Here is a 25,739-nt window from a genome sequence, read left to right as displayed (position 1 = left end):
CAATTTTTTCCCGTATATTGACATGTTTGTCATATTAGAGTCAGACTTCGCTCGTTCTGTTCACCCCCAGGTGATGCACCCCCCAAACGCGTCACGACTCAGAAGGAGCGTCGTGTGAAACGCACTGCTGCGTTAGCGCTCATCACCACGGCCGCGGGCGTCCTCGTCGGACTGTCCCCAACCAGCGCGGTGGGCGCGAGCCCCGCCGCAGATCCGGTGCAGGCCGCCCGCGGCGCCGACCGCATGGTCGACGCCAAGCCGGCCGCCCTGCGGCCCTCCGCCAAGGACGCCTTCCACCGCGAGACGGTCGTCGGGCAGGGCGACCTCAACTACGTCTCCTACACCCGCACCTACAGCGGCCTGCCGGTGTACGGGGGCGACTTCGTCGTCGTCACCGATGCCAAGGGCGGCGTGCTGAGCACGTCCGTCGCCCAGGAGAAGGCGCTGGACGTCGGCACCACGCCGAAGATCTCCGCCGAGAAGGCGGCCGAGGTCGCCCGCGCGCAGGTGACCGACGCCACCGGCACCTCGACCCCCCGCCTGACCGTGATGGCCGAGGACACCGGCCGGCTGGCGTACGAGGTCGTCGCGGAAGGGACGAACAACGGCCGCGAGAGCAAGATGCATGTCTTCGTCGACGCGCTGACCGGCGATGTCGTGGAGAAGTCCGACGAGGTCATGGACGGTACGGGCAACAGCTACTACAACGGCAACCCGGTCACCATCGGTACCACGGCGGGCTATTCCATGGCCGACCCCACCCGGACCGGCATCCGCTGCGGTGGCCAGAACGGCACGACGTACACCAAGAGCACCGACTCCTGGGGTAACGGCTCCGGCACCGACCTGGAGACCGCCTGCGTCGACACGCTCTTCGCGGCCGGCCAGGAGTGGGACATGCTGCGCGACTGGCTGTCGCGCAACGGCATGGACGGCACCGGCGGCAGCTTCCCCGCCCGGGTCGGTCTCGGCGATGTCAACGCGTACTGGAACGGCAGCTACACCAACTTCGGTCACTCGCAGGACAACCAGCGTCAGGCCACCTCGATCGACGTCGTGGCCCACGAGTACGGCCACTCGGTCTTCCAGTTCACCCCAGGCGGCTCGACCGGCAGCAACGAGAAGGGTGGCCTCAACGAGTCCACCGGCGACATCTTCGGTACCCTGACCGAGCACTACGCCGCCGAGCACGGGGGCACCCACACCCCGGACTACGCCGTGGGTGAGCAGGTCAACCTCGTCGGCAGCGGCCCGATCAGGTACATGTACAAGCCGTCCCTCATCTCCGGCGACCCCGACTGCTACTCCGCCTCCGTGCCCCCCATGGAGGTCCACTCCGCCGCCGCCATCCAGAACCACTGGTTCTACCTGTTGGCCGAGGGCTCGAACCCGACCAACGGCAACCCGGCCAGCCCGACCTGCAACAGCTCCACCGTCACCGGCGTCGGCATCCAGAAGGCCGGCAAGATCTTCATGGGCACGCTGAACCGCAAGACCTCCACCTGGACGCACACGCTGGCGCGTAAGGCATCCCTGGCGGCCGCGATCGAGCTCTTCCCCGGATCCTGCACCGAGTACAACGCCACCAAGGCGGCGTGGAACGCGGTGAGCGTGCCGGCCGACTCGACTGAGCCCAGCTGCAACACCAGCGGGAACGACTTCTCCGTGTCGCTCAACCCGGCCTCGGCGACCGTCACGGCCGGCCAGCAGACGACCACCACGGTCGCCACGCAGACCACGTCCGGAAGCGCGCAGAGCGTCGCGCTCACCGCGAGCGGCCTGCCGGCCGGCGTGACCGCCTCCTTCAACCCGTCGTCGGTCACCTCGGGCGGCTCCTCAACCCTGACCCTCACGACGTCGACGACCACGGCCTCCGGTCAATACTCGATCGCGGTGACCGGCACCGGCACGGCGACGCACAGCGCGACCTTCACCCTGAACGTGACCGGCGGCACCGGTCCGTGCAGTGGCAAGCAGCACACCGCCACCGGCACGCTCAGCTCCGGCGCCAGCGCCTACCAGCCGGGCACGTCCGGCTTCCAGGTCACCAAGTCCGGAACGCACATGGCCTGCCTGGCCGGGCCCAGCGGCACCGACTTCGACCTCTACCTGCAGAAGCAGGGCGTCCTGGGCTGGACGACCGTGGCCAGCAGCCTCTCGACCAGCTCGAACGAGTCCATCACCTACAACGGCACCAAGGGCACCTACCGCTACCGCGTCTACTCCTACAGCGGCAGCGGCTCCTACACCCTGGGCTACGACAACCCGTAACCCCCTCTCTGGAGTAGACCCCTCCAGCGGGCCCCGGCACAGCGCTCATGCCGGGGCCCGCCCCGCTGTCCGGGGGGCGCCTTCCCCCCTCGGACGTAACTCCCGCAGGGGCGGAACCGGCGTTCGCTCGGAGACTCCCTCAAACCCCGCCAGGCGGCCTGGCGGGGTTTGAGCAATTTGCGGGTTGTATAACCTTCAAGTCCGGGTTGGTGATAGGAGCGCCCTTTTGTCCGATGCCGCGCGTAGACGTGACCTCCTGGTCGTGTTGCTCTCCCTGAACAGCGGCGCGACCGACGCCATCGGCCTGCTCGCCCTCGGCGGCGCCTTCACCAGCGTCATGACCGGGAACATGGTGCTGCTCGGGGCGTCGGGAATCCAGGGGGACGCGGCGCTGGCCCTGCACGCGGGCGCGGCGATCGTCTGCTTCGTGATCGGCTGCGCTGTCGGCCACCGGCTCGCGGGCGGCGCCCGCGACGGCGACCCAGTCTGGCCCGCCGAGGTCAGCCGCGCGCTCGCGGTCGAGTTCGCGGTGCTCGCGATCTACGCGGCGATCTGGACGGCCCTCGGCGGAGAGGTCTCGGACACGGCGGCGCTCGGCCTGCTCGCGCTCAACGCGTGCGCGCTCGGCATCCAGAGCAGCAGCGTGCAGCGGTTCGGGGTCCCCGGCCTGTCCACGACGTACCTCACCGGCACGCTCACCACGCTCGTGACGCGGCTGACGGCGGGCAAGCCGCTGCGCGACGTGCGGCTGAGCGCACTGCTGCTGCTCGGCCTGATCGGCGGCGCGGCGCTCGGCGCGCTGCTCAGCCTGAACGCGGCCCCCTTCGCGCCGCTCCTCCAGCTCGCCTGCGTCGGCACGGTGCTGCTGGCCGCGCGCTCGCTCGTCCCCGCGCCCGTCGCCGCCTGACCCGACACCCGCGGCGCGGTGACTCAGATCTCCCCGACCGCCTCGCACTCGCCCTTCTTCATCGCCGGCGCGTTGTCGTCGTACGCGTCCGACGTGGCCACGACGTTCGGCATGCCCTCGTAGTCCGGGCGCAGGAACCCGTCGGGGGAGTCGCACTCCGTCCAAGCCGACCACATGTCGACGCTGGGGCCGGCCCAGTGCCGCAGCGGTCCGTCCGGCTTGTCCCGCCAGTACTCGTGCCGGGCCTTGACGAAGGCCATCACCCGGAGCACCGGGCCGGGCACTCCCTTCGGGCGTACCGGATAGACCGCCCGGAACATGTAGCTCACCCACAGCTCCGGCTTGCCCTGATCGTCCTGGCCCGCCTCGGCGGACATCGCGGCCTTCACCTTGATCACATCGCCGACCAGGTCCACCGAGCCCGGCGCGAAGCTCGTCACCCAGCTACGCGTGTTGTTGTCCTGGTCCTTGCTGTCCAGGTACTTCAGGAAGTGCTTGCGCTGCTCCCGGTCGAGCAGCGTGGTGAACGCCTCCGGCGCACCGCCGAGCAGCGTCTGCCGGTCGAGGTGGGCGGCCACCAGCATCCGCTTAGTGGCCTGGTACGCGGCCTCGACATCCGCTGCCGGATATTTCCCGACCTGGGGGGCCGCGGGGATCACGATGCCGTCGGCTCCGTCGGCGTAGCTCTCAGAGGGCGACCCCCGGAAAGGCCGGCTGGGATCGATCACGGAGGGGTCCGCCAGCGCGTCCCGCATCGCCGCGCATCCGGAGAGCGCCGTCACGGCCAGGCATCCCGCCAGGAGGGTACGCACCACACCACGTTCAGACATGCCAGGAATTATTCAGGTAATCTCCAGCATTTTGTTCACCCCGGACGCACCCGAACCCGGTGCACGGAAGGCCGGAGTTCACGGGTGAGCGGCGCGGCCCCGTTGACCGGAACCGCGCCCCCGGCTGCCCGGCGGTTACGGCCGGTGGATGGTGGTGAAGGTGCCGCCGCCGTCGGTGGACTCGTACACGCTGCCGTCCATGGAGGCGGCGAGCAGGCGTTCGGCGGAGACGGCGGTGAAGGCCACGGCCTGCATGGGCAGCCGGCCGCGCGGCGTCCACGCGGCGCCGTCGGCGGAGACCTGCACCCGCCCGTCGGGAGCCACGCCGAGCAGGCCGCCTCCGTCGGTCACGTCCAGGAAGGACAGCAGCGGTGCGCCCTTGAGCAGGCGGAAGGCGCGGCCTCCGTCCGCGCTGACCTTGACGCCGTCGGGGGTCGTGGCGTAGACGGTCTCCGGCTTGCCGGCTCCGGCGGCCAGGTCGAGCAGGTCGAGCCTGGCCCCCGGGGTGAGGGTCCCGCCCTCACCGCGCCACACCTGCCCGGTCTGCGTGTCGTAGCCGTACACCCTTGTGCCGGCGACCTGGAGCGCGTGGAAGTCCGCCTTCCCGGCGAGCGCCACCTGCTCCCACGTCGCCCCGGCGTCCGCCGAGCGGATCAGCCCCAGGTGCGGAGGCTGCCCGGCCGCGATGTCCTGGGCGGACGGGTGGCCGCTGGCGTAGAAGGTGCCGGGGCCGGCGACGGTGAAGCCCATGTGGTCGGCGTCCCGGTCGCCCACCCGGACCAGCTTGCCCGCCTCGAGGGTGAACAGGCCGAAGTGCCCCGCGACGTACACCGTGCCGGTGGCCGGGTCGACGCCGAGCCCGTGGACGTGCCCGACGCCCGGATCCGCGTCCGCGTCCGTGGCGGCGGCGGGAGGCGCGTCCCGCTCCGCCGTCCCGCCGGAGCCGCATCCGGCCAGCCCCGCCGCGAGCAGCAGCGCCCCGGCCGCCAGGCCGAACTTCTTGATCACTTCGGCTCTCCCTTCCCGGCCCGGTAGCCGAGCAGGCTCATCATCCCGGCCTCGGCGTGGTACACGTTGTGGCAGTGGATCATCCAGATGCCCGGATTGTCGGCGTCGAAGTCGGCGTGCACGGTCGCGCCGGGCAGCACGATCGCGGTGTCCTTGCGCACGCCGCTCGCCCCGAGGGCGAAGGTGTGGCCGTGCAGGTGCATCGGGTGCCACATCAGGCTCCGGTTCGCGAAGGACAGCCGCACCCGCTCGCCCGACCGGACCGGCTCGATGACCTTCGGGTCGTACCGCCTGCCGTTGATCGCCCAGTCGTACTTCGCCATGCTGCCGGTGAGCGCCAGCGTGATCGTGCGGTCCGGCGTCTTCCCGGGCAGTCGTACGGCGTCCGCCGGCACGAGCGCGTCGTAGGAGACGAGCCGGCCGTCCAGTTCGGTGGGCCGGACGTCGGGCTTCGGCGCACGGGCGCCCGCCGAGGTGCGCACCAGCGCGCGGGCGACGGCGCGCTTGCCCTCCGCCAGCGCGACCAGGGGGAACACGCCGTCCTTGAGGGTGACGAGCACGTCGTATCGCTCGCCCATACCGATCAACAGGGCGTCGGTCTCGACGGGGACGACCGGGTAGCCGTCGGTGTGCGTCACCGTCATGGCGTGGCCGCCGAGCGCGACCCGGAACGCGGTGTCGCCGCCCGCGTTGATCAGCCGGATCCGCAGCCGGGAGCCCGGGCGGGCGGTCCGGGTCTCCGGCGCGGTGGCGACCCTGCCGTTGACCAGGAAGTGCGGGTAGTAGACGTCCCCGGCGTCGCCGCCGAGGAGGTCGCTCTCCGCGTTCATCATCATGTGCGGCCACTTCGACGAGGCCGAGGGCGACGGGGTGGGCATGGCCATGTCGCCGTGGCCGCCGTGCCCGCCGCCCTGATCACCGTCCGGGGCGGTCGCGCCGTGGTCCATCCCCGGCATGTCGTGGTCCATGTTCGCCATGGAGGTGAGCTCCGCGAGCACCTCGTCGGGGGTGCCGCTGACGCCGTCCAGCCAGTCGTCCAGGACGACGACCCACTCCTCGTCGTAGCCGAGCGGCTCGTCCGGGTCCTCCACGATCAGTGGCGCGTAGAGCCCCCGGTCGAGCTGCGGCCCGTGGTGCGGGTGGAACCAGTACGTGCCCGGATGGGCGGCGGTGAACTCGTAGACCAGCTCGCCTCCGGCGGGTACGGGCGGCTGCGTGACGCCCGGCACGCCGTCGGCGTCGTTGCGCAGGGCGAGGCCGTGCCAGTGGACGGTGGTCTCCTGGGGCAGCCGGTTGGTCAGGCGAGCCCGGACCACCTCGCCGGCCCTGACCCGGATCGGCTCTCCGGGGAGGCGGTCGCCGTACATCCAGGTGCGTACGGCGGGGCCGCCCAGATCGGCCTGCCCCTCCTGGGCGATCAGCTGGAACTCGCGCACCTGGCCGGGACGGCGGGCGGCCTCGGCGGCGCGTACCTCGGCGCCGGTCGGCCGGACGAAGGGGGCGCTCTCGCTGACGCGGGAACACGCGGTGAGTAGGGCTCCACCGGCGCCGGCCAAGCCGGCGCGCAGGAAGAGCCGTCGATCGATCGAAGGCATGGGAAATTCCGCTCACGGTTCACTGATGGGAAGAGGACCAGGAGGAACCGGGCAGGTGGCGGCTTGAGGGCCGCCGACCTCCGCCCGGCCCGGGAGCCTCTATACGCGCAGGACCGTGACGCGCCGCAGTGAGAGAGCGAAGGACGGCGGCGACCCGCGGACGGCGGGCAGCCGGGAGGGCCGCTCGCTCCCGCCGGTGACGCCGCCGGAAGAGCGGCACCGGAAAACCAGGCTCAGCACCGCCGCGGCCAACACGGCGGCGACCGCGGTCAGGCACAGCACGAAGGGGGTGGCCTCGCCGGCCCCCTCCGCCTGGGAGGCCGCCACCTGGTGCGGTGCTTCGATGTGCGCCTCCGCCACCGTGGCTGTCATCGTGGCCGCCGCCTGGTGGGCCGACGCGATCGGGGGCGCCGCCATCGGGCCGCGCGGCGCGTGCCGCTCGGCGGGCGCCGTGACCATGCCGTGCATGGGGCCGTGCATGGGGCCGGGCGACAGGGGCGAGCCCGCCATGGGCATCCCGCACAGGTGCGCGGTGGCCTGGCTCAGGCCGACGCCGAGCAGCACGGACGCGAGCAGAACCAGCTTGGGCAGCACCGCCGCGACCGCGCTCCTGGTGGTCCCCCGCCGAGTGCGCACGGGCTCACACTACCGGCGGCACACCCCACCCCCGTATCCGGCGGGTCAGGATGCGCTCTCGTCACCGAGGTTCGTGCGGTGGCCGGCGGAGTCGCCGGTGAACTTCCTGGCGAGCGGATCGGGCGGATCGGGCGAATCCGGGTGGCCGTCGAGGGCCCGAGTTGGTACAGGTGACGACCCGCCGGCCGCCCGGAACCGGTCATCCGAGGACGTTTCGCGGTTGGATCTCGCTCTTCCCCGAGGCGCTTCCCGTTGCTACATTCGCGGTAACAAGAATTCATTTCAGTTTTGGCCAGGAGGACTCCATGACCGCTCCCAGTCCTTCAGCACAGGCCGCGGCATCGGCGCGCCGGGAGCTCCCCCCGTCCATGGTCGAGCGGATGACTCTGATCATGGACGCCTTCGCCGGCCGCTCGACCCGGCTCACCCTGGAGGACGTGGCGCGCTGCACCCACCTCCCGCGCTCCACCGCGCACCGCATCCTCGACCAGCTCGTCCGGCTGAACTGGCTGGAGCACACCACGTTCGGCTACCGCCTCGGGCAGCGGGCGCTCGGCCTCGGCGGCCGGGACGGCAGCCACGGGGAGATCCGCGAGGCGGCCGCACCGCTGCTGCACGAGCTGCAGATCAGGACCGGCATGGTCGTCCACCTCGCGGTGCTCGACGGCGCCCAGGTGTTCTACCTCGACAAGGTCGGCGGCCGGTTCGCCACCTCGGTCCCGTCCCGCGTGGGCGGTCACGCCCCCGCCCACTGCACCGCGCTGGGCAAGGCGATCCTCGCCTGGCTGGAACCCGAGCAGGTCGAGGCGCGGATCAGCGGCTCCATCAGCCGGATGACCAACCGGACCATCGGCGAGATGGGCATCCTGCACCAGGAACTGCACCGGATCCGGCAGCGGCACGGGCTGGCCTTCGAACGGGGGGAGTGCTTCCCGACCATCGCCTGTGTCGCCGCGGCGATCCGCGGCTACGAGGGCCCCGTCGCCAGCATCTCCCTCGTCGGCGAGCCCCGCGCCCCGCTGGAGAAGGTCGCGCCGCTGGTGATCGACGCCGCGCGGCAGGCGTCGCTGGCCCTCTTCCCCGATCTCACGGCCCCGCGCCGGGCCCGCCTCATGGTGGCCGTGCCGGACCAGACCTGGTCGTCCGAGACCATGAACCGGCTCATGGAGACCGGCCAGAACGGCGACTGGCTCTGACCGCCCCCGCGCGGGGGCCTACCCCCAGTGGTCGCCCCAGCCCCACACGTTCGGCGCGATCTGCGGCTCGTCCTCGTCGATGCCGAACCGGCCCTTGAAAAAGATCATCGGACGCTGCTCGGCGACCGTCTCCACCTGGAGCACCCGGCCGATCACCACGTCGTGGTCCCCGGCCACATGCACGTCCTCGACCTCGGCGTGCACGCGGAGCAGCACGTCGCGCAGCGCCGGCGAGCCCCACCGCGAGAGGTCCCAGTCCAGGTCCTCGAACTTCTGGCCCTTGCTCGAACCGAACCGGCGGCAGACGTCGACCTGGTCCTCGCCCAGGACGTTGACGCAGAACCGCCCGGACTTGCGGATCCGGGGCCACGCGCGGCCGTTGTGGTCGGCGCAGAACAGCACGAGGGGCGGCTCCAACGACACCGAGGAGAACGCCTGGCAGGCGAAGCCCACCGGCTCGCCCTCGTCGATCCCGGTCACCACGGTGACACCGCTGGCGAACGCTCCCATCGCGCGGCGCAGCTCCAGCGGCGTGGGCGGAGCGACATCGGCGGGCTCCGTCGAGAGCGGCTCGGTCGTCATGGCTTCCCCTCATTCGGTCAAGGCCATTGTGATGGCTCTGGAAACGAACGTAAGACGCGGTACCCCCCGGGCAGAAGTCCGTCTCAATCAGTGGAAGGCCGGTCCGGCCGCCGAACACCCCGCGAAGGCGCGCCGTACGGACCGGCCCCGGTCTCGCTCATCGGGATCGGCCCGCGCGTAGGAAACGACCGCTGGCTTACCGTCCCAGCAAGCTGACATTCCTATGACCGGAGCGGACGATGACCACGGAACTGACCTACGAGTCGACGATGCGTGAGCTCGCGACGGACAAGGGCGTCCTGCGATATCACGAGGCCGGCGACGGCCCGCCGCTGCTGCTCCTGCACGGCTCCGGCCCCGGTGTCACCGGCTGGCGCAACTACCGCGGCAACCTCGCCGTCTTCGCCGAGCACTTCCGCTGCCTGGTCCTGGAGTTCCCCGGCTTCGGCGTGAGCGACCCGGCCGACGAGCACCCGATGCTCGCGGCGAACGCGGCGGTGATCCGCTTCCTCGACGGGCTCGGCCTCCACCAGGTCGACGTGATCGGCAACTCGATGGGCGGCATCGTCGGCACCCAGGTCGCGATCGCCCACCCCGACCGCGTCCGCCGCCTCGTCACGATCGGCGGCATCGGCCGGAACCTCTACAGTCCCGGTCCGGGCGAGGGCATCAAGCTGCTGATGGAGTTCACCGAGGAGCCCACCCGCGAGCGGCTCGTCCAGTGGCTGCACTCCATGGTGTACGACCCGTCCCTGGTCACCGAGGAGCTGATCGAGGAGCGGTGGACCCAGGCCACCGACCCCGGCACGCTCGCCGGCGCCCGCCGCATGTACGGCAGGGCCGCGTTCGCCGCGACCCAGGCCGCCGCCGCGGCTTCCGGCGCCCCGCCGTACTGGGCGATGCTGCACAAGCTCAAGGCCAAGACGCTGATCACCTGGGGCCGTGACGACCGGGTCAGCCCGGTGGACATGTCGATCGTGCCGATGCGCACCATCCCCGACGTCGAAGTGCACATCTTCCCCAACTGCGGGCACTGGGTCATGATCGAGCAGAAGGCCGCCTGGGAGAGCGCCGTGCTCGCCTTCCTCACCCGCAAGGACAACGCATGAGCGCGGAGTGGGACGACGAGTACGACCTGATCGTCGTCGGCAGCGGCGGCGGCGGCATGACGGCCGCGCTGACCGCGGTCGAGTGCGGGCTTTCCGTCCTGGTCGTCGAGAAGGGCCGGATGTTCGGCGGCAGCACCGGCATCTCCGGCGGCGGCGTCTGGATCCCCAACAACCCGACCCTGCGGGCGAAGGGCCACGCCGACAGCCGCGAGTCGGTCCGGCGCTACCTCGACCTGCTCACCGCGGGCCGGGTGCCCGCCGCGCGGCTCGACGCGTACGTGGACAACGGCCCGGCGGCGATGAAGCTGCTCGGCCGGAGCCGGTGGATGCGCTTCTTCTGGACGAAGGGGTACGCCGACTACCACCCCGAGCTGGAGGGCGGCCGCCCGCTCGGCCGCTCGGTCGAGCCGAAGCCGTTCGACACCCGCGAGCTCGGCGACGACGAGAGGTACCAGCGGCCCAACAGCATGAAGGGCCCGCTCGGCCTCTGGATCACCAGCAAGGACTACCACGACCTGGCCATGGTCAAGCGCACCTGGCGCGGGCGGTGGGCCTCGGTCGTGGCCGCCTGGCGGGTGTCCTCCAACATGGTCCGCCGCCGCCACATGGCGACCGGCGGGCGCGCGCTCGTCGCCCGGCTGCGGATGGCACTCAAGGACGCCGGCGTCCCGCTGTGGCTGCGCACCGCCATGACCGAGCTGGTCGTCGACGAGCGCGGCGCGGTCACCGGGGTCGTCGCCGAACGCCGGGACGCGAGCGGCGGCGCCCGCACCGTGCGGCTGCGCGGCAGGAAGGGCGTGCTGCTGGCCACCGGCGGGTTCGAGCACAACCCCGAGCTGCGCGCCAAGTACCTGCCGGAGGGCGGCCGCGACGATCACAGCATGGGCGCGCGGGAGAACACCGGCGACGGCATCCTGGCCGGCGAGCGGCTCGGCGCCGCCCTCGACCTCATGGACGACGCCTGGTGGATGCCCGCCGTACGGCACCCGGCCGGGGCGACGATCCCGCTCGTCTCCGAACGCTGCATCCCGCCGTCGATCATCGTGTCGTCGGAGGGGAAGCGGTTCACGAACGAGTCGTCGCCGTACGTGAACTTCGTCCACGACCAGCTCGCGGGCGGGCACGTCCCGGCGTGGTTCGTGATGGACGCCAAAGCGCGCGCCCGCTATCCCTTCGCGCAGATCCTGCCCGGCATGCCGATCCCGAAGGGGTTCTACGACGCGGGCATCGCGTTCCACGCCGACACGCTCGAGGAGCTGGCCGGGAAGATCGGCGTCCCGCCGGGCGCCCTGTCCGAGACCGTCGAGCGCTTCAACGGCTTCGCCAGGAGTGGCGAGGACGCGGACTTCGGCCGCGGAGACAGCGCGTACGACCGCTACTACGGCGACCCCACCCTCAAGAACCCGAACATCGACGTGATCGACCGGGCGCCGTTCTACGCGTTCCGTGTCGAGGCCGGTGACCTCGGCACGAAGGGCGGCCTCGTCTGCGACGAGCACAGCCGGGTGCTGCGCGAGGACGGCACGGTGATCGACGGCCTGTACGCCACCGGCAACACGTCGGCGTCGGTGATGGGCAACGAGTACGCCGGGCCCGGCGCGACCATCGGCCCGTCCATCGTCTTCGGCTACATCGCCGCCCGGCACGCCGCCGGAGTCACCGGGGCCCGCGCATGACCCAGCCGGGCCCCCTGCGGGTGCGTGTCGTCGAGGTCATCCGGGAGACCGCCGACGCGCACTCGCTCGTGCTCGAACCCGACGAGGACGGCCGGGACCGGTTCGCCTACCGCCCCGGCCAGTTCCTCACCGTCCGGGTGCCGGCCGATGGGGAGCGTACGGGGGAGGGCACGGGGGAGGGCGCCGTCGCGCGCTGCTACTCCCTGTGCAGCTCCCCGGTGCGCGGCGAGAAGCTCAAGGTGACCGTCAAGCGGGTGCGGGACGGCTACGCGTCGAACTGGATCTGCGACAACGTCGCCGAGGGCGACACGCTCGACGTGCTGCGGCCGTCGGGCACGTTCACCCCCGACTCGCTCGACCAGGACTTCCTCCTCTTCGCGGGCGGCAGCGGCGTCACGCCGGTCATGTCGATCCTCAAGTCCTGCCTGTACGGCGGGGCCGGCGCGGTCACCCTGATCTACGCCAACCGGGACGAGCACTCGGTGATCTTCCGGGACGAGCTGATCACGCTTTGCGCCGAGTACGGCGACCGGCTGACCGTCGTCCACTGGCTGGAGTCCGTGCAGGGCCTCCCGACGGCCGCCGGGATCGCCGCGCTGGCCCGGCCGTACACCGATCGGCAGGCGTTCGTCTGCGGCCCCGAGGCGTTCATGGACCTTGCGGTCGCGGTGCTGGCCCGGCTCGGCGTGCCGGAGCGCCGGGTGCACGTGGAGCGTTTCACCTCGCTCGCCGGGGACCCGTTCGCCGACCCCGGCGTCGTCATCGACGACGAGGGCCCGGTGAGCGAGGTCGAGGTCGAGCTCGACGGAGAGACGCGCACCGTCACCTGGCCCAGGGGGAACAAGCTGCTCGACGTGCTGCTCGACGCGGGCCTGGACGCGCCCTTCTCCTGCCGCGAGGGCTCGTGCAGCGCGTGCGCCTGCGTCCTCCTGGAGGGCGAGGTCACGCTGGAGCACAACACGGTCCTCGACCGGCAGGACCTCGCCGACGGCCTGATCCTGGCCTGCCAGGCGATCCCGGTAAGCGAGCGGCTCCGGGTCACCTTCGACGCGTGACCTCCCGGACGCGCGCCGCGCGACTCCCACTCAGCGGGAGAGGCGGCGCGACCGGCGAACCACGACTGGAACCTTTGACACAGGAGCCCGCCCGGACGGGCCCGGCCCGACGATCCCCGACGATCCAGGAGGAAGCGGATGCTGGAGGCGGCACAACGCGTGGCCGCGGCCGAGCGACTGTGGGCCGCTGAGCGGGACCGGAGACCGATCGCCCCGCTCACCGAGTCGTTCCCGGGCATCGACGTCGTCGACGCGTACGAGATCCAGCTCGTCAACATCCGCAGGCGCCTCGCCGGCGGGGCCCGCGTGTACGGGCACAAGGTGGGGCTGTCCTCCCTGGTCATGCAGCGCATGATGGGCGTCGACGAGCCCGACTACGGGCACCTGCTCGACACGATGGTGTTGTCGGAGGACACGCCCATCCAGGCCGCCGCGTACTGCTACCCGCGGATCGAGGTCGAGATCGGCTACGTGCTCGGTGCCGGGCTGCCCGGCGAAGGATGCACCGAGGAGGACGTGCTCGCCGCCACCGAGTACATCGTGCCGAGCATCGAGCTCATCGACAGCCGGATCACCGACTGGAAGATCGGCCTCGCCGACACCATCGCCGACAACGCGTCCTCGGCGGGCGTGCTCCTCGGCGCGGCCCGGGTCAGCCCCAAGGACCTGGCCCCGTCCGGCATCGAGGCCGTGCTGTACGCGATGGACGGCTCCCCGGCCGGGACCGAGATCGCGCGCGGCAACACGGACGCGGTCCTGGGAAACCCGACCACCGCGGTGGCGTGGCTGGCCAGGAAGGTGGCCTCCTTCGGAGTGAAGCTCGAAGCCGGGCACGTGATCCTCCCCGGATCCTGCACACGCGCCGTGGACGCCCGCCCCGGCGACACCTTCCGCGCCGAGTTCGCCGGCCTCGGCTCCGTGACCGCTCGATTCGAATGAGGGTGAGACAGTGACCAAGGCGACCGCCGCCATCGTCGGCTCGGGCAACATCGGGACCGACCTGATGTACAAGCTGCTGCGCTCCGACCTGATCGAGCCGCGCTGGATGATCGGGGTGGACCCCGACAGCCCCGGCCTCAAGCGGGCGGAGGCACACGGGCTGATCGCCTCGGCCGAGGGCGCCGACTGGCTGCTCGCCCAGGACGAGCGTCCCGACATCGTCTTCGAGGCCACCTCCGCGTACATCCACAAGGTCAACGCGCCGAAGTACCAGGCCCTCGGCATCCAGGCCGTGGACCTGACCCCGGCCGCGCTCGGCCCCGCCGTCGTGCCCGCGGTCAACCTCGGCGCCCACCTGGACGCGCCCAACGTCAGCCTGATCACCTGCGGCGGCCAGGCCACGATCCCCGTCGTGCACGCGGTCTCCCGGGTCACCGAGGTCGCCTACGCCGAGATCGTGGCCAGCGTGGCCTCTCCGTCGGCCGGCCCCGGCACTCGGGCGAACATCGACGAGTTCACCAAGACCACCAGCCGCGGCATCGAGACGATCGGCGGCGCGCGGCGGGGCAAGGCGATCATCATCCTCAACCCGGCCGAGCCGCCGATGCTCATGCAGGACACCGTCTTCTGCTCGATCCCCGAGGACGCGGACCGCGACGCCGTCGCCGCGTCCGTCCACGACGTCGTCGCCTCGGTCGCCTCGTACGTGCCCGGCTACCGGCTGCGCGCCGAGCCGCAGTTCGACGACCCGACGCCGGTGAGCGGCGGGCTGGCCCGGGTGGCGGTCTTCCTGGAGGTGGAGGGCGCCGGGGACTTCCTCCCGCCGTACTCCGGCAACCTCGACATCATGACCGCCGCCGCCACCAAGGTCGGCGAGGGCTTCGCGCAGCGCGTCGTCTCCGCACGAGTGCCGTCCTAGTCCGCCTCACCCGTCCAAGGAGGCCCTTCCATGCCCTACAGCGCCGACCTCGACATCCGGGTCACCGACTCGTCGTTGCGCGACGGGTCGCACGCCAAGCAGCACCAGTTCACCGTCGAGCACGTCCGCTCCATCGTCGCGGCCCTGGACGACGCCGGGGTGCCGGTCATCGAGGTCACGCACGGCGACGGCCTCGGCGGCTCGTCCTTCAACTACGGCTTCAGCCACACGCCCGAGCAGGAGCTGATCAAGGCGGCGGTCAAGACGGCGAAACGCGCCAAGATTGCCTTCCTGATGCTGCCCGGCCTCGGCGTCCAGGACGACATCCGCGAGGCGGCCGGCAACGGCGCCGCCGTCTGCCGGATCGCCACCCACTGCACCGAGGCGGACATCTCGGTCCAGCACTTCGGGCTGGCCAGGGACCTCGGCCTGGAGACCGTCGGATTCCTGATGATGGCGCACAGCCAGCCGCCGGAGGTCCTCGCCAAACAGGCGCGCATCATGGCCGACGCCGGCTGCCAGTGCGTGTACGTCGTCGACTCCGCCGGCGCGCTGATCATGGAGCAGACCGGCGACCGCATCGCTGCCCTGGTCGCCGAGCTGGGGCCGGACGCCCAGGTCGGCTTCCACGGCCACGAGAACCTCGGCCTCGGCGTCGCCAATTCGGTGCTCGCCGTACGCGCCGGGGCGCTCCAGATCGACGGCTCGACCCGCAGGTTCGGGGCCGGGGCCGGCAACACCCCCGTCGAGGCGTTCGCCGCGGTCGCCGAGAAGCTCGGCATCCGCACCGGCATCGACATCCTCAAGATCATCGACGCCGCCGAGGACGTCGTACGCCCGATCATGGACGGCGAGTGCCTGCTCGACCGGCTCTCACTGACCATGGGCTACGCCGGGGTCTACTCCAGCTTCCTCAAACACGCCGACCGCCAGGCCAGGAAGTACGGCGTCTCGGGCGCCGAGATCCTCATCGAGGCCGGGCGGCGCAAGCTCGTCGGCGGACAGGAAGACCAGCTCATCGAAATCGCAGTCGCACTCGCGGGGAAGCGGGAGAAAGCATGACCAACCAGGTACTCGAGGCGATCAACCAGCGTGCCGAGGAACTGCGCGCCCTCGGCACCTCGAACGAGGCCCTCGGCAGACTCGACGACCAGGCGGCCAAGGTGCTGCGCGAGTCGAACGTCATCCGGATGCTCCAGCCGAAAACCCACGGCGGCCTCGAGTTCCACCCCCGGGACTTTGCCGAGACCGTGATGAAGATCGCCAGTCTCGACGGCTCGACCGGCTGGGTCGCCGGCGTGGTGGGCGTCCACCCCTGGGAGATGGCGTTCGCCGACCCCAGGGTGCAGCAGGAGGTCTGGGGCGAGAACCAGGACACCTGGATCGCCTCCCCGTACGCGCCGATGGGCGTCGCCCGGCCCGTGGACGGCGGGTACGTCTTCAACGGCCGCTGGCAGTTCTCGTCCGGCACCGACCACTGCGACTGGATCTTTCTCGGCGGCTTCCTCGGCGACGAGGAGGGCAAGCCCGCCCAGCCGCCCGTCTCCATGCACCTGATTCTGCCCCGGTCCGACTACCAGATCGTCGACGACTCCTGGGACGTCGTCGGCCTGCGCGGCACCGGCAGCAAGGACATCATCGTCAAGGACGCCTTCGTCCCCGAGTACCGCACCCTGCAGTACACCAAGGTCGTGGACGGCTCCGCGGCCAAGGAGGCCGGGCTGACCAACCCCATCTACCACCTGCCGTTCTCCGCCGCGTTCCCCCTCGGCATCACCGCCTCGGTGATCGGCATCGCCGAGGGCGCCCTCGCGCACCACATGGCGTACCAGCGGGGCCGCGTGCAGGTCACCGGCACCAGGATCAAGGACGATCCGTACGTGCTGTACGCGATCAGCGAGGCGGCGGCCGAGATCGCGGCGGCCCGCTCGGCGCTGCTCGACAATGCCTCCCGGATGTACGACATCGTCGCCTCCGGCCGCGAGGTCACCTTCGACGAGCGCGCGGTCGGCCGGCGGACCCAGGTCGCGGCGGCCTGGCGCGCGGTGCGCGCGGTCGACGAGATCGTCGCCCGCTCGGGCGGCAACGCCATGCGTATGGACAACCCCATCCAGCGCTTCTGGCGGGACGCGCACATGGGCCTGGCGCACGCCATCCACGTGCCCGGCTCGGTCTTCCACGTGTCCTCACTGACCCAGCTCGACATCGAGCCGCCGCACGGCCCGATGCGTTCCATGATCTGACCCCTCCGCAACGCTCGGCGGGAAAAGGCCGACGGCTCCCATAACCGTCGGCTCGAACCTTGGACCTGTCGGCAGCCATAACGGCAGCTCAGAGCCCCTCCGGGGGCTCTTTTGCTTTCCGGGCCCATGCAGCCATGTGTCGCTGGCAGCCGTATTTCTATGCATGCGATGACCTTGGCGACGTTTTCCCACATCGCAGGGCACTTTCGGCCGGTCTCGTGGGCCGGAGGCAGCCGGAGAAATGCCAAAGGGCTCCGGATGGCTTCCGGGACGACCCCGTCTGTTCGGCTTGCACGTCACGCCGCCATCCACCGGCTCACCTGGAACTCAATGGCGACCGACTGGCGACCACGCCATGATGTCCCGATGCGCAAGGCGACCGCTTACCATGACGCACTCGGCGATCACTTCGCCGAACATGCGGAGACGAGCCCTTACAACGCCTACACCGACAGACCGGCAATGCTTCAACTCGCGGGCGATGTCTCCGGGGCCAGAATCCTGGATGTCGGCTGTGGAGCAGGCCACTACGCGGCCGAGCTCTTGGCCCGCGGTGCCCAGGTAGTCGGAATCGAAGGCAGCGCCACCCTGCTGCGCCACGCGCGAGCGCGCGTGAACGGCCACGCAGAACTACTTCTCCATGATCTGGAGGAGCCACTCGGTTTTACCGCTGACGCATCCTTCGACGGGGTGGTCTGCGCCCTCGTGTACGAGCACGTCAGGAACCGTGTTCAACTGCTGGGTGAACTACGCCGCGTCCTGCGGCCAGGTGGATGGCTCTTGGTGTCGACCACCCATCCCACAGCCGATTGGCGCCACTTCGGAGGTTCGTACTTCAGCCACGACTGGAGAGACCTGCCTCTCGGAGACGGCAAGCTCTCGATCCATTACCAGCGCCTGCCCCTGGAGACCTTCCTGGGCGAGCTATTGGCCGCAGGGTTCGTGCTGGAGCAGCTGATCGAGCAGCGCCCCACGGCCGGCCTTCGGGAGATCGACGAAGCCGCCTACAACAAGCTTCACCAAGCGCCGTCTTTCCTCGCGGTAAAGCTAAAACGCTCTTGATCGCAATCTACGAACTCCATCCCACGTCATAGAAACAATCGCCTTCGGCGGGGCGTTCGGCTCCGGGGCGCCACACTGACCGAACGCCCCGGCCAAGGTCGCCCTGTCGCTGCACAGATACAGCCCTTACGTGTGTGGACGTCACGAAACTGATGCCAGAGCCCGTTTTTGAGCGTTGTTGACAACCGCCCAAAAGGCACCGAGCCGTGGCCACGAGGTACGACAAACTCGCGGTCCGGTACGAGGCGATCGTTCGCATCGCAGCCATCAACGAGTGGCGGTGACCAGCAGCCATGCGAAACCGGCCAGGATGGCGCGTGAGCTTCAGGAACTCGTCGCGGCTCGGTCGGAATCGCTGCGAAGAACACAGAATTCGTTGCCTTCAGGGTCGGCAAGGACTGCCCAGCCAGAGCCATCAGGATTCCGGTGATCGGTGACAAAGGTGGCACCGAGGCCCAGCAGCCGTTCGACCTCCTGCTCACGCGAGGTCTCAGGGCGCAAGCACAGATGGATCCGATTCTTGATCTTCTTAGGCTCGGGCACCTGGTTGAAGTACAGCACTGGGCCCTCCGCCAGCAGTACCTGAGTCTCCCGGTCGCCCGGTTTGTCCTCCGGATGCAGTGGACGGCCGGTCACTCTGCTCCAGAACCGGGCCAGCTCGTAGGCATCCGCACAGTCAATCGCCACGTTCTGCAGTACCGAAACCATGCGGGCAAGCCTTCCTGACTTCCACTCCAGACGCCACCGAGTTGCACTCAGCCTTCGCGCACACACTCAGGCGCATGGTGGCACTTTCGATACGCGCCCTGGCTACAGGCAAGAGCACCGCACGCGAGCAAGATCTTCAGTGGCCTTCTAGTACTCCAGTGACACTTCGCGATCTTCGCTGTTGAGGTGGCATGCGAACGGCCACCACGTGATCATTCGGAGTTTGTGAAGACACCTGAAGATCGCGTGATGGCCGTGGCCGCCAGCGTAGACCCTGACCGCTGGATCGTCACCTTCAACGACCTGATGAAGCGGATCGCACACCGGTTCAGCCGGATCGAGCCGCGCCGCGCAGCGAATGCCTACGTACGGGGCCTGCTGTCCGACATCGAGCGGAAGAACTGCTGGAACCTGGCCGAGCAAGCAGGGCTGACCGGCCCTCAAACCATGCAACGCCTGCTGCGGACCGCACGCTGGGACGCCGACGCCGTACGCGATGACGTACGCCACTACGTGAGCGAACACCTCGGCGGCAATGGAGTCCTGATCGTCGACGAGACCGGCTTCCTCAAAAAGGGCTTCCGATCGGCCGGAGTGCAACGTCAATACACCGGTACGGCAGGCCGGATCGAAAACAGTCAGGTCGGCGTGTTCTTGGCCTATGCCACCCCACGCGGGCGGGCATTGATCGATCGCCGTCTTTACCTGCCCGAGCAGTCCTGGCTGGCCGACCAGCCCCGCTGCCGATCCGCCGGTGTACCGGGCGAGATCGCGTTCGCCACCAAACCCGCCCTGGCCGCGCACATGATCGCCGCCGCGTTGGACGCCGGGATCGACGCACCCTGGGTGACCGGTGATGAGGTCTATGGCCAGGACCCGAGCCTGCGTGCGCTGCTGGAAGAGCGGCAGTCCGGGTATGTGCTGGCGATCGCGGGCACGTTACGGGTGAGGTGCGAGGGCATCGACTGGGAGGCTGCCGCGATCGCCGCGCACGTCCCCGATGCGCATTGGCACCGCTACAGTGCCGGGCACGGCGCCAAGGGACACCGCTGGTACGCCTGGGCCTGGACACGCATCGACACACACCGGCCCGGTCACCGATGGCTGCTGATCCGCCGCAACCTGACCACCGGTGAACTGGCCTTCTACCGCTGCTACGCACCCCGGCCGACGCCACTGCTCACCCTGGTGCGCATCGCCGGCACCCGGTGGGCGGTCGAAGAAGCCTTCCAGACCGCCAAAGGCCAGGTCGGGCTGGACCACTACCAGGTCCGCAGCTGGGAAGGCTGGCACCGCCACATCACTCTGGCAATGCTCGCCCTGGCCTTCCTCGCGGCCCTGGCCGCATCCCAGCCCGACGGCAACGAAGAGCACCTTCCCTTGACGATGCCCGAGATCCGCCGCCTATTGGCCGCCACCCGACACCATCGGATCGAGGAGATCCTGCATTGGTCCCACTGGCGGCGCCGCCATCAAGCCATTGCCCGCCGATGCCACTACCAGCGCAGATCCCAGCCATGATCTCAATGTGTCACTGGAGTACTAGAAGGCGCCCACTCCGGTACCTGTCACCCTTTGCGGGCTCTTCGGTGGGGCTCCCGAGCCGAGCGCGTCCGGCGTCCGGGCCGCACGTCGACGCCTTCCGCCCCTTCCGGCCCGCGGCTATTGCCTTCACCCCTCCGCACTGCGGCCATTGCCTCCGCCGTCACCGCCTTCCTCGGCCTCTTCCGGCGAGGCCCGCGTGCGCCTCGACGAATGCTGTCGCTCCGCCTCTCGCGAATACCAGCCAAACGGAATGTCGTCCGCAGTGCTCACAAATAGTACATCAGTGACTACTTAAAGTTGCCTATCGAACGCGTGAGCGATATTCTCGCAGAGGGTCGTCCGTCAGACCGGGAGCGGAGGTGCGAAGAGATGATGCTTTCGGGTGGCGTGCTGCTGTCGCGCCGACCGGAGGACTCACCTCCGTCCCGCTCATCCGACGCGCCTTCCACGTCCCCGCGACGCCGCGGGTCCAGGCGGCACACGCCGCTCATCGGATCCGATCGCTTCTCCGGTGACTCCTACGGTGCGGTGCTCCTCGACCGCGCTCGCAGCGGCGGGTTCCTCGATCACGCCCGCGGTTTCGGTGGCCGCGAAGGAGCCCCTGATCCCGCCCCACACGACCCGGCGCGCCCCGAGGGGCGAACTGTGCGACGCGGTCAGCCGGACGCCACGGCGCGCGTTGACGGGCAAGCTGCGCGACGCGAGCCGGACGAGGCGCACTCCTGGGCACGTCGGCTGCTCGGCCTCCCGGACGCGCCGGGAGAGCAGAAGCCTGACGGCGGGGAGGGGTCGCAGCGCCTCGGAAGCGATGGCGGTGCTCTTTCCGGTCGGGACGAGCTACCGCGGCCCGGATGCAACCGTGACGACCTGTCGGCCTGGGACGGAATCTGGCAAGGCCGCCGCCCCACCCTCGATGAGTCGTCCGTGAACCGTCCCTTGCGGGCTGGTCGGGATGATCGGCAGCAGAACGACTCGGGCCGACAGGGCAAGGACCGGCGGGGCCGGGATCAGCTGGGCGTGGGCCGCGTTCGCGAGGACGAGCAGCGTCCGGGCCGCGCCCCGCAGGACACAGACGCACAGGGTTCGGGTCGGCGTGGCGGTGACCGGCGGGCCGGTGGCAATGCTGCCGCCGATGGCCGGGGCACTGATGACCGGGGCGCTGGCCAGGGCTTCGAAGGTGACGGCCCGGCCGCTGGTGGTGACCGCCGGGGCGCTAGTCGGGATGGCCAGGACGCAGTTGGCCGGGGCGCTACCACCGACCGCCGACGCGCTGGTGCAGGCAGCGCTGGCAGTGACGGCCAGAACCCCACAGGCCCGGATGCTGCTGGTGGTGATAGCCGGGTAGCGGACTGGCCCGATCTGAACCTGGCCGGACGCGACGTCATCGAGTTGCTCGCTCGTGCCGAGCGGCTGGCCGCGGCTGCGGGAAAGGTGCCGGGCGAAACCAAGACCGGGGCTGGAGCCGAGGCCGAGGCTGGCGCTGGGGCCGGTGCCGGTGCTGGTGTTGGCGCAGGGGCCGAGGCCGGTGCTGGTGTTGACGCTGGCGCCGGGGTCGAGACTGGTGCCGAGGTTGAGGTGGCGATGGCGGAGATCGTCGCCCTGGCCCGGGCGATCGATCTGGCCGAAGCCGCGATCGCCGCCCGCCTCCCGATAGCCGAAGCGGGTAAAGGCCACCACCTGTTCGGGCGGCGGTCGATCGGAGCATGGCTGGCAGCAGCCACCGGGTCACGCACCGCCCGCGCAGGGGAACGTGTCACACTCTCGCGGCAGCTGCCGCGCCTGCCCCGCACCGCTGGTCTGTTCGCCTCGGGTCGCCTGTCGTTCGGGTATGCGGCGACGATCGCGTCCGCCACCCGGCATCTGGATGACGCCGAAACCGAACTGGCGGAACCGATCCTGGTGGAGTTGGCGCAGGCGTCGGCGTCGACGGTGGAGGACGTGGCCCGCGCCGGTCAGACCATCATCGAGACGATCGACCCGGACGGGAGGCTGGCGCGGGCGGCGGCCAAGACCGAACGCCAGCACCTGACGATCTCCGACACCGCCGATGGGATGGGCCGCCTGCGCGGGCTGCTCGACCCGGAGTTGAAGATGCAGCTGAAGACCTGGCTGGAACCTTTGGCGGTGAAGACCGACAGCACCGACCTGCGCAACCACGGCCGCCGCATGGCCGACGCCCTCGCCATCCGCCTATCGCAGGGCGGCAGGCGCACCGTGATGCACGTGTCGGTCACCGAGCAGACCCTGACCGGCCAATCGGAAGAACCAGCCTTTCTGGAGGACGGCACGGCTGTCCCGGCCGAGGATGCGCGCAGGATGGCCTACACCGCTGAACTACGGCGGGTGCTCCGCGACGCCGACGGGATCATGCGGGACTTCGGGCGGGCACGTCGGCTGGCCTCGGCCGACCAGCGGGAAGCGATCCTGGCCATGTACCGGACCTGCTGCCGTGAAGGCTGCGACGTCCCCGCCTACCTGGCCGAGATCGACCACATCGAACCCTGGTACCCGACCGGCCGCACCGACCTGGACAACCTCGCACCGTTGTGTGCGGCGGACAACAAGTGGAAGTCCCGCCACCCCGACCGGGTAGAGGTGATCGATCAGGGGGACGGGACCGTGTCGATGCGGTTCTACCGGTATTCCAAGCTCCGCCCCCGACGCTGGACCGACAGACAGTGACCAACAATTCCGCGAACAGCCATCCTCGACCGGCGACCAGCGAGCCGTGATCGGCGAGGTTGATCGTGGTGGCCACCCGATGATCTGGCCCCTCCCGCGGGCCGGCCCCGCAGCATGCCCGAACTCCACGCGCCGGGGTCCCACACGCCAAGGCCCCACACGCCGGGGCGTCCGCATGCCGGAACTTCCACGTACTGGGATTCCACGCGCCAGAGTCGCACGCGTCGGATGTCAGCGTGCCGGAGCTCCGCCCGAGTGGCCCCGGGCCGCCCCAGACAATGCGCGAACAGGCAATAGCCCAGCGCAGCGATCGATCACCAGTGATTAGGCCCCGCCCACCAGACGGCCCGACAGCATGCCGAACTGTGCGTGCCAGAAGTCCACGTGCCGGCGCTTGACGCGCCGGACATCGGCGGACGGAGCCCCGCTCGCCGCCGCTCCCGGCGCCGCGTGGATAGAGGGTGATCCCGTCCACGCTGCTCTTGCCCATCCTCGGGCAAGACGGGCAGGCGAAAGGCGACGCGGACGCTCGCAGCTCGCACGGGTGTGCTCGGGAGCGCACGGGTTCGCGGGTGCGCGGGTGCGCGGGTTTGTGGAGTCGCGCGGGTTCGTGTGGGTTTGCCCAGGCTTGTCCGTCGGGACGATCGTCGATCGTGCTCTACTGGTGCCCTTCGCATCCGCATTTGCCGCCATCATCGGAGGCTGCCGTGGCCCGGCTCTGTATCTGTCCTGGCGTCAACCCGGACGAGCCGGACGTGCCTGTCGTGACGCTCGTCGTCGACCCCGATGGCACCCGGGGTGAGCGCGCAGTCGCCCGGCTCGGCGACTACTGCTATGAGGGGAACGGCGTGTTCTTCCTGCTGCGGACGGACGGCTGGGCCGAGCACACACTCGACGACAACCGCTTGGTGGTCGATATCGCCGTGTACCCGTTTGCGCTGGGGCAGATAGGTGTGGACTCGGCGGAATTCCCCGGCCGGTCGGCGATAGATCCCGAGGCGGCACTGGTGCTACGCGCGGAGGGTGTGGTGGACCCGGATCTGTACGCGCGGACGGCACCCGCAACCGCCGTGTTCGTCGCAAGTCCGGAGCGCACGCTCGACGAGGTGCTGACCTGTGAGGACGACTGGCCGGTGCTGCTCGCCCTCCCGCCCGAGCTGTAGCTTCCTGTCCGAAGGGGGAGATCGTCAGCTTCCCATCCGAGGGGTGGAGGTCGCCGCCCGAGGCGTGAACTCGGCGTGCTTGGCGGAGGCCCTCGCCCGGCCCAACTGTCAATCCGCCCCGGGCGTCCGTACGCCGAAGGCCTCGATCCGCTTCCGGGTCGCGACCAGGACGCACCGGGATCTCCGCCCGCACCTCGCCGCTGAAGCGGGATGGGAGCACCTCCTGGCCCTCCTCCTCCATGCGCGTTGTGAACGTGGTGGCGTTGTGCGCGTTGTGAGCGGGACCTTGTGCGGGTCGTGAACGTGGTGGCGTTGTGCGCGTCGTGAACGGGACCTCATGCGGGTCGTGAACGCGACGTCGTAGCCGGTGCGGGCCGGGGCCAGCGCGGTCTCGCGGCCGATGTCCGGCTCGTCCCGGTGGCCAGCGCCGTCGGACGTCCTTTCGGGTGCGGTTCGCGGGGGCCGGGTGGCCGGTGCCGTCGAGTTGTGCATCTCGTCCCCGGTCGCGGGTGGCTTTCCCCACATCGTGGGGCCCGTCCGCCGCGTCGGCGGGGGATCTCACTGAGCGGGAGGCCGGGGGCTTTCGCGCGGCGGCTCTGTCACCTTGGGGGCAGAGAAGAGCGTCCCGCGCGGACCGGAGGGTTACCACGCCCCAGCGGGGCACCGGCAGATGGGATTGAGGACTGTGACGCAGATCCGAGGGCTGGGCTATCTCAAGGTCCAGACACGGGACATCAAGCGCTGGCGCGAGCTGGTGATCGACGGCCTCGGGTTCGCCGAGGGGAGCGGGCCCGACCCCGACGGCCTGTATCTGCGGATGGACGAGCGCCAGGCGCGGCTGATCGTGCTGCCCGGCGAGTCCGACCGGGTGCTCGCCGTCGGCTGGGAGGTGCGCGACCAGTTCGCGCTCGCCGCCGTCGGACGCGCGGTGGAGGCCGCGGGTGTCGCCGTCAAGGTGCTGTCGGAGGCGGAGGCCGTGGAGCGGGCCGCCGAGCAGGTCATCGCCTTCGAGGACCCGGCCGGTACGCCGGTCGAGGTCTTCTTCGGCCCCGTGCTCGACCACAGCCCGGTGATCACCGGGCTGGGCCAGCGGTTCGTCACCGGCCCGCAGGGGATGGGCCACGCGGTCCTGCCGACCACCGCGATGCAGGAGACCTTCTCCTTCTACACAGAGGTGCTCGGCTTCCTCCCTCGCGGCGCCATGAAGGTCGGCGGTGGCCAGGGCGGCGTGCCGGTGATGCGCATCCGCTTCATGGGCGTCAACCAGCGTCACCACAGCCTCGCCGTCTGCCCCGCGCCACACGGCGAGGAGCCCGGCCTGATCCACCTCATGGTCGAGGTCGACACCCTCGACGCCGTCGGCATGGCCCTGGACAAGGTACGCAAGCTGGGCTTCTCCATCTCGTCCACGCTGGGCCGGCACACGAACGACAAGATGGTGTCGTTCTACGTCCGCGCCCCCGGAGGCTGGGACATCGAGTACGGCTGCGACGGGATGCTCGTGGACGAGACGTACTACACCGCCGAGGAGATCACCGCCGACAGCTACTGGGGGCACGACTGGTCCGGCTCCGAGCCGCTCGCCGCCTTCATCCCGCGTTCCTGAGAGGCGG

22 protein-coding genes are annotated in these 25,739 nt (G+C 70.2%); 16 read left to right on the top strand and 6 right to left on the bottom strand.

Features of this window, described 5'->3' with window-relative positions:
* Positions 1 to 114 precede the first annotated feature (114 nt).
* Positions 115 to 2,271, top strand: coding sequence for a M4 family metallopeptidase (locus ACQP1V_RS24300; RefSeq protein ID WP_433412002.1), 2,157 nt, complete (start codon positions 115 to 117; stop codon positions 2,269 to 2,271).
* Positions 2,272 to 2,533: 262 nt separating this feature from the next.
* Entirely contained in the window at positions 2,534 to 3,178 is a 645-nt protein-coding gene (locus ACQP1V_RS24295; protein ID WP_387416951.1) for a DUF1275 family protein, read from the top strand.
* A 23-nt stretch (positions 3,179 to 3,201) separates the two neighbouring features.
* Here ACQP1V_RS24295 and ACQP1V_RS24290 read toward each other — a convergent pair whose 3' ends face one another.
* From ACQP1V_RS24290 to ACQP1V_RS24275, 4 genes are all read right to left on the bottom strand, one after another.
* Positions 3,202 to 4,008, bottom strand: coding sequence for a hypothetical protein (locus tag ACQP1V_RS24290; protein WP_433411999.1), 807 nt, complete (start codon positions 4,006 to 4,008; stop codon positions 3,202 to 3,204).
* A 135-nt stretch (positions 4,009 to 4,143) separates the two neighbouring features.
* Positions 4,144 to 5,016, bottom strand: a complete 873-nt coding sequence (locus ACQP1V_RS24285) for a F510_1955 family glycosylhydrolase (protein WP_433411997.1) — start codon at positions 5,014 to 5,016, stop codon at positions 4,144 to 4,146.
* Entirely contained in the window at positions 5,013 to 6,611 is a 1,599-nt protein-coding gene (locus tag ACQP1V_RS24280) for a multicopper oxidase family protein (protein WP_433411995.1), read from the bottom strand. Before ACQP1V_RS24280 ends, ACQP1V_RS24285 begins: the two co-directional genes overlap by 4 nt.
* Before the next feature lie 99 nt (positions 6,612 to 6,710).
* Positions 6,711 to 7,247 (bottom strand): hypothetical protein, encoded by a 537-nt coding sequence (locus tag ACQP1V_RS24275; protein ID WP_433411993.1) that lies wholly within the window; start codon positions 7,245 to 7,247, stop codon positions 6,711 to 6,713.
* Positions 7,248 to 7,627: 380 nt separating this feature from the next.
* Between ACQP1V_RS24275 and ACQP1V_RS24270 the strand changes: the two genes are divergently transcribed.
* Positions 7,628 to 8,443 carry an IclR family transcriptional regulator gene (locus tag ACQP1V_RS24270; RefSeq protein ID WP_433411991.1) on the top strand — a complete coding sequence of 272 codons (816 nt, stop codon included), beginning with the start codon at positions 7,628 to 7,630 and terminating at the stop codon, positions 8,441 to 8,443.
* An 18-nt stretch (positions 8,444 to 8,461) separates the two neighbouring features.
* On the opposite strand, the gene ACQP1V_RS24265 is transcribed toward ACQP1V_RS24270, so the two are convergent.
* Positions 8,462 to 9,025 (bottom strand): flavin reductase family protein, encoded by a 564-nt coding sequence (locus tag ACQP1V_RS24265; protein ID WP_433212612.1) that lies wholly within the window; start codon positions 9,023 to 9,025, stop codon positions 8,462 to 8,464.
* A gap of 239 nt (positions 9,026 to 9,264) precedes the next feature.
* On the opposite strand from ACQP1V_RS24265, the gene ACQP1V_RS24260 reads away from it, so the two are divergent.
* The 8 genes from ACQP1V_RS24260 to ACQP1V_RS24225 all read left to right on the top strand — a co-directional run bounded on the left by ACQP1V_RS24260 (position 9,265) and on the right by ACQP1V_RS24225 (position 18,028).
* On the top strand, positions 9,265 to 10,134 hold the full coding sequence (locus ACQP1V_RS24260; RefSeq protein ID WP_433212609.1) for an alpha/beta fold hydrolase: 870 nt from the start codon (positions 9,265 to 9,267) through the stop codon (positions 10,132 to 10,134).
* Entirely contained in the window at positions 10,131 to 11,810 is a 1,680-nt protein-coding gene (locus ACQP1V_RS24255) for an FAD-binding protein (protein WP_433411989.1), read from the top strand. The genes ACQP1V_RS24260 and ACQP1V_RS24255 overlap by 4 nt, the downstream gene beginning before the upstream one ends.
* Entirely contained in the window at positions 11,807 to 12,865 is a 1,059-nt protein-coding gene (locus ACQP1V_RS24250; RefSeq protein WP_433411988.1) for a 2Fe-2S iron-sulfur cluster-binding protein, read from the top strand. Before ACQP1V_RS24255 ends, ACQP1V_RS24250 begins: the two co-directional genes overlap by 4 nt.
* A 138-nt stretch (positions 12,866 to 13,003) precedes the next feature.
* A complete protein-coding gene (locus ACQP1V_RS24245; protein WP_433411986.1) occupies positions 13,004 to 13,804 on the top strand; it encodes a 2-keto-4-pentenoate hydratase in 801 nt (266 codons plus the stop codon).
* A gap of 10 nt (positions 13,805 to 13,814) precedes the next feature.
* Positions 13,815 to 14,723, top strand: a complete 909-nt coding sequence (locus ACQP1V_RS24240) for an acetaldehyde dehydrogenase (acetylating) (RefSeq protein ID WP_387416961.1) — start codon at positions 13,815 to 13,817, stop codon at positions 14,721 to 14,723.
* Positions 14,724 to 14,753: 30 nt separating this feature from the next.
* Positions 14,754 to 15,785, top strand: a complete 1,032-nt coding sequence (dmpG, locus tag ACQP1V_RS24235) for a 4-hydroxy-2-oxovalerate aldolase (protein WP_433212594.1) — start codon at positions 14,754 to 14,756, stop codon at positions 15,783 to 15,785.
* Complete coding sequence (locus ACQP1V_RS24230; RefSeq protein ID WP_387416963.1) at positions 15,782 to 16,966, top strand: acyl-CoA dehydrogenase family protein; 1,185 nt, start codon at positions 15,782 to 15,784, stop codon at positions 16,964 to 16,966. The genes dmpG and ACQP1V_RS24230 overlap by 4 nt, the downstream gene beginning before the upstream one ends.
* 366 nt (positions 16,967 to 17,332) lie before the next feature.
* Positions 17,333 to 18,028 (top strand): class I SAM-dependent methyltransferase, encoded by a 696-nt coding sequence (locus ACQP1V_RS24225; RefSeq protein WP_433411984.1) that lies wholly within the window; start codon positions 17,333 to 17,335, stop codon positions 18,026 to 18,028.
* Between the two features lie 324 nt (positions 18,029 to 18,352).
* Here the strand turns inward: ACQP1V_RS24225 and ACQP1V_RS24220 are convergent, their stop codons facing one another.
* Positions 18,353 to 18,736: a VOC family protein gene (locus tag ACQP1V_RS24220; protein WP_387416965.1), complete on the bottom strand. Its 384-nt coding sequence runs from the start codon at positions 18,734 to 18,736 to the stop codon at positions 18,353 to 18,355.
* Between the two features lie 249 nt (positions 18,737 to 18,985).
* Here ACQP1V_RS24220 and ACQP1V_RS24215 point away from each other — a divergent pair, with 249 nt between their 5' ends.
* The 5 genes from ACQP1V_RS24215 to ACQP1V_RS24195 all read left to right on the top strand — a co-directional run bounded on the left by ACQP1V_RS24215 (position 18,986) and on the right by ACQP1V_RS24195 (position 25,732).
* On the top strand, positions 18,986 to 20,257 hold the full coding sequence (locus tag ACQP1V_RS24215) for an IS701 family transposase (RefSeq protein WP_433425931.1): 1,272 nt from the start codon (positions 18,986 to 18,988) through the stop codon (positions 20,255 to 20,257).
* Between the two features lie 976 nt (positions 20,258 to 21,233).
* Complete coding sequence (locus ACQP1V_RS24210) at positions 21,234 to 21,626, top strand: hypothetical protein (protein WP_433411981.1); 393 nt, start codon at positions 21,234 to 21,236, stop codon at positions 21,624 to 21,626.
* A gap of 236 nt (positions 21,627 to 21,862) precedes the next feature.
* A complete protein-coding gene (locus ACQP1V_RS24205) occupies positions 21,863 to 22,963 on the top strand; it encodes a DUF222 domain-containing protein (RefSeq protein WP_433411979.1) in 1,101 nt (366 codons plus the stop codon).
* A 755-nt stretch (positions 22,964 to 23,718) separates the two neighbouring features.
* On the top strand, positions 23,719 to 24,126 hold the full coding sequence (locus ACQP1V_RS24200) for a hypothetical protein (RefSeq protein WP_433411977.1): 408 nt from the start codon (positions 23,719 to 23,721) through the stop codon (positions 24,124 to 24,126).
* A gap of 685 nt (positions 24,127 to 24,811) precedes the next feature.
* A complete protein-coding gene (locus ACQP1V_RS24195; RefSeq protein ID WP_387416970.1) occupies positions 24,812 to 25,732 on the top strand; it encodes a VOC family protein in 921 nt (306 codons plus the stop codon).
* The last annotated feature ends 7 nt before the right edge of the window (positions 25,733 to 25,739 follow it).

Origin of the sequence: Microtetraspora malaysiensis, from assembly GCF_050947145.1 — a bacterium.
GTDB classification, from domain to species: Bacteria; Actinomycetota; Actinomycetes; order Streptosporangiales; family Streptosporangiaceae; genus Microtetraspora_A; species Microtetraspora_A malaysiensis.
The sequence above is the reverse complement of the archived record's forward strand: the minus strand, read 5'-3'. Positions and strand labels throughout refer to the sequence as shown.